The sequence below is a fragment of the Bacteroides sp. genome (assembly GCF_030151085.1).
Classification (GTDB): Bacteria; Bacteroidota; Bacteroidia; order Bacteroidales; family Bacteroidaceae; genus Bacteroides.
Genome location: NZ_JASLER010000104.1, coordinates 1 through 2,984 on the forward strand (window position 1 = coordinate 1; position 2,984 = coordinate 2,984).

The 2,984-nt window shown below is 47.7% G+C and carries 3 protein-coding genes; 2 read left to right on the forward strand and 1 reads right to left on the reverse strand.

Features of this window, described 5'->3' with window-relative positions; translation table 11 throughout:
- Together Q1W14_RS21595 and Q1W14_RS21600 are read left to right on the forward strand one after the other, a co-directional pair.
- Nucleotides 1-497, forward strand: a 497-nt coding sequence (locus Q1W14_RS21595) for an iron chelate uptake ABC transporter family permease subunit (RefSeq protein WP_300704919.1), incomplete at its 5' end; no start/stop codon positions are given.
- On the forward strand, nt 497-1,498 hold the full coding sequence (locus Q1W14_RS21600; RefSeq protein WP_300704920.1) for an ABC transporter ATP-binding protein: 1,002 nt from the start codon (nt 497-499) through the stop codon (nt 1,496-1,498). The genes Q1W14_RS21595 and Q1W14_RS21600, both read left to right, overlap by 1 nt.
- A gap of 164 nt (nt 1,499-1,662) precedes the next feature.
- Here the strand turns inward: Q1W14_RS21600 and Q1W14_RS21605 are convergent.
- A partial coding sequence (locus tag Q1W14_RS21605; RefSeq protein ID WP_300704922.1) for an rRNA cytosine-C5-methyltransferase occupies nt 1,663-2,984 on the reverse strand: 1,322 nt, incomplete at its 5' end.

A 2,984-nucleotide genomic window follows, 5' to 3' on the forward strand; every position in this document is an offset into this window, starting at 1 on the left:
CCGAAGGAGTACATTCTTATATGATATGGGGCATGGGGAACTTCGGAGGTGTCTCATTGCAACAACTCCCCTATTTCTCCATTTTCTGTCTGGCAGGTTTGTTACTTTCCATCCTGCTTATCAAACCCTTGAATGCCTTGCTGCTGGGTACGCGCTATGCTGAAAACCTAGGAGTAAACATCCGTCGCACAAGAAATCTGTTACTGATTGCCACCGGACTACTGACAGCCGTCACTACCGCCTTCTGCGGACCTGTTGCTTTCATCGGTTTGGCCGTTCCACATATCTCCCGCCTGATGCTGGGCACGTCCAATCACAATTCACTGCTTCCCGTCACCTTGCTGACGGGTGGTGTGATTGCCTTGCTCTGCAATCTGATCTGCATCCTTCCGGGTGAAGCAGGTATTATTCCTCTCAATGCGGTAACCCCTGTGCTGGGGGCACCTGTTATCATTTATGTCATTGTCAACCAACGTAAAATACAATACTTCAACTGATGGAGAAAGCTGTTATCACCGCAAACGATTTATGCATCGGCTACCGCCAGGGAAAGCAAGAGAAACGGATACATGAACATCTCTCCTTCCGGCTCTATCCCGGAGAACTGACCTGCCTGCTGGGAGCTAACGGAACCGGTAAATCAACTCTGCTCCGCACTTTGGCTGCTTCACAACCGACCTTGTCAGGAGAATTATTTGTACAGGAAAAGCCATTGTCTGCCTATTCCGAAAAAGAACGTTCACGTACCATCGGAGTAGTACTGACAGACAAGACACAAGCAGGCGGACTGACTGTATATGAGTTGGTAGCCCTGGGACGGCAACCTCATACGGGGTTCTTCGGCAGGTTGAACAAAACGGATCACTCCATCATTGAAGAGGCTCTGGAAGCTGTAAGCATCAGCCATAAAGCCCACAGTTACACTGCAGAGCTATCAGATGGGGAACGACAGAAGGTCATGATTGCCAAAGCATTGGTACAGGAATGTCCGCTCATTCTGCTGGATGAACCGACAGCTTTCCTGGATGTAGTGAGTCGCATCGAAATTATGACTTTGCTTCATCGCCTGGCAGTGGAACAAAAGAAGGCGATCCTGCTTTCCACCCATGACATAGAGCAGGCATTGGTACTGGCAGATAAACTTTGGTTACTTTCAAAAGAAAACGGACTGCAATGTGGAGTAACGGAAGATATGATTCTAAGTCACCGGATGGACGGCTTGTTTTCCCGCAACGATATCCGGTTTGATTATGCGCACGGGGTATATTATCCCAAAGTAGATAGTCACCGCTGTATCATTGTAGAAGCCAATGATGAAGTATTGCTGCACTGGACAACGAATGCACTCAACCGTCATGGCTATGCTTGTCACCCCGCTTCTTCGCCGGAAACAAACGAAATGCCGCGTCTGCAAGTTTTATCCGCCGACCGCTTAATACTGCACAAAAAAGGAAAGAACGAATATCATTCTTTTGAACAGTTACTTGCAAATATCTGATCAATATCTTAATACCTCCATTACAAGCAGTTTGTCAAACAAATGATTTATAGCTATTTTGCGGATAAGAATAGTGTTGTATTTCATCAGAGTTTAAGTCTTTGCAGTTCTCCCCTGACAAGGACGACAGTTTCTCTTAATGGGAACGGAATCCGTTCCCAATGCTATGACTTCAATATCAGTATCTCATCCGGCAAGTATCCACTTCGGATGCGCCACTCCTGTGGATAAAGATTATTAGCCCGGTTACCGATATTCTTCACAAAACCTAAAGGAACATCCTTATACGTCAACAGTACATAACCGCGTGGAGCTGTACCGGGAAGTACAATGGCTTCCTTACGCAAATAAGCAATAGCCTGTTCGTACGAGATTTCTTCACGAGGAAAAACATCGGAAGCCTGCACAGTGCTCATAGCAAGGGCATGATTGGGAATCAGGTCCTTTCCTTTCACTTCGGCAAGGGTAACGCCTGCCTGAATGACACGAAGAGATTGTTGAAGGACGGATAATCCGGATATATATCCTTTAGGGAAAGCCGCAATATTCATTCCATTTGCAGAAAACTCATAGTCCTCTGCCGAAAGGAGCCAGGCACGGACGGCCAACAATTGTTCCTTAGATGCTCCGGCATTAGCTTTAGACGCTAAAGCACCAGCCTTCTTCTTTCCTTGGGAAACGGTGGATTTGTAACGGATTTGTACCGTCTCTCCTTCCGGCTTACGAAGCACGGCAAGGAAAAAGCCTTCACCCTTTGTACGATGAGGCAGGAAACGATATACAGGAAAATCTTCACCTGAAAGCAAATTTCCGGTAATGTTCCACGCTGTCGGAGCATCTACCGGAAGTACCTCTGCCCCAAATTCATCGCGCATCCAGCGGATATTCTCTTCATCTTCCTGCGTATTATACGTACAAGTGCTATAGATAAGCAATCCACCGGGTTTCAGACTGGGCCATATATCAGAGATGATACGTCGCTGACGTTGCCAGCAGATTTCCACATTCTCCGGACTCCACTCGCTGACGGCAACGGGATCTTTACGGAACATGCCTTCACCGGAACAGGGCACGTCAGTCAGTATGACATCAAAGAAGTCTTCCAAACAGGAAAAGTCGGCCGGATCATTATTGGTTACCACTACACCGGGATGCCCCCACTTCGTCAGATTCTCTGCCAGGATTTGCGAACGGTTACGGATCACCTCGTTTGCTACCAGCAGGCTGCCTGCAGGCAATACACTGCGTGCATGAGTGGACTTTCCGCCGGGAGCAGCGCAAAGGTCAAGCATCACGGAGGGCGTTTCGCCGATATATTGCTTTAATACCTGTTCCACAAACATGGAAGATGCTTCCTGCACATAGTAGCATCCGGCATGAAACAACGGATCGAAGGTAAACGTCAATCGACGGTCGAGATAAAAACCCGTGGAAGACCAAGACACCCGGTCGGAAGAGGCATGAAAAAGACTGAATGAAGAATCAG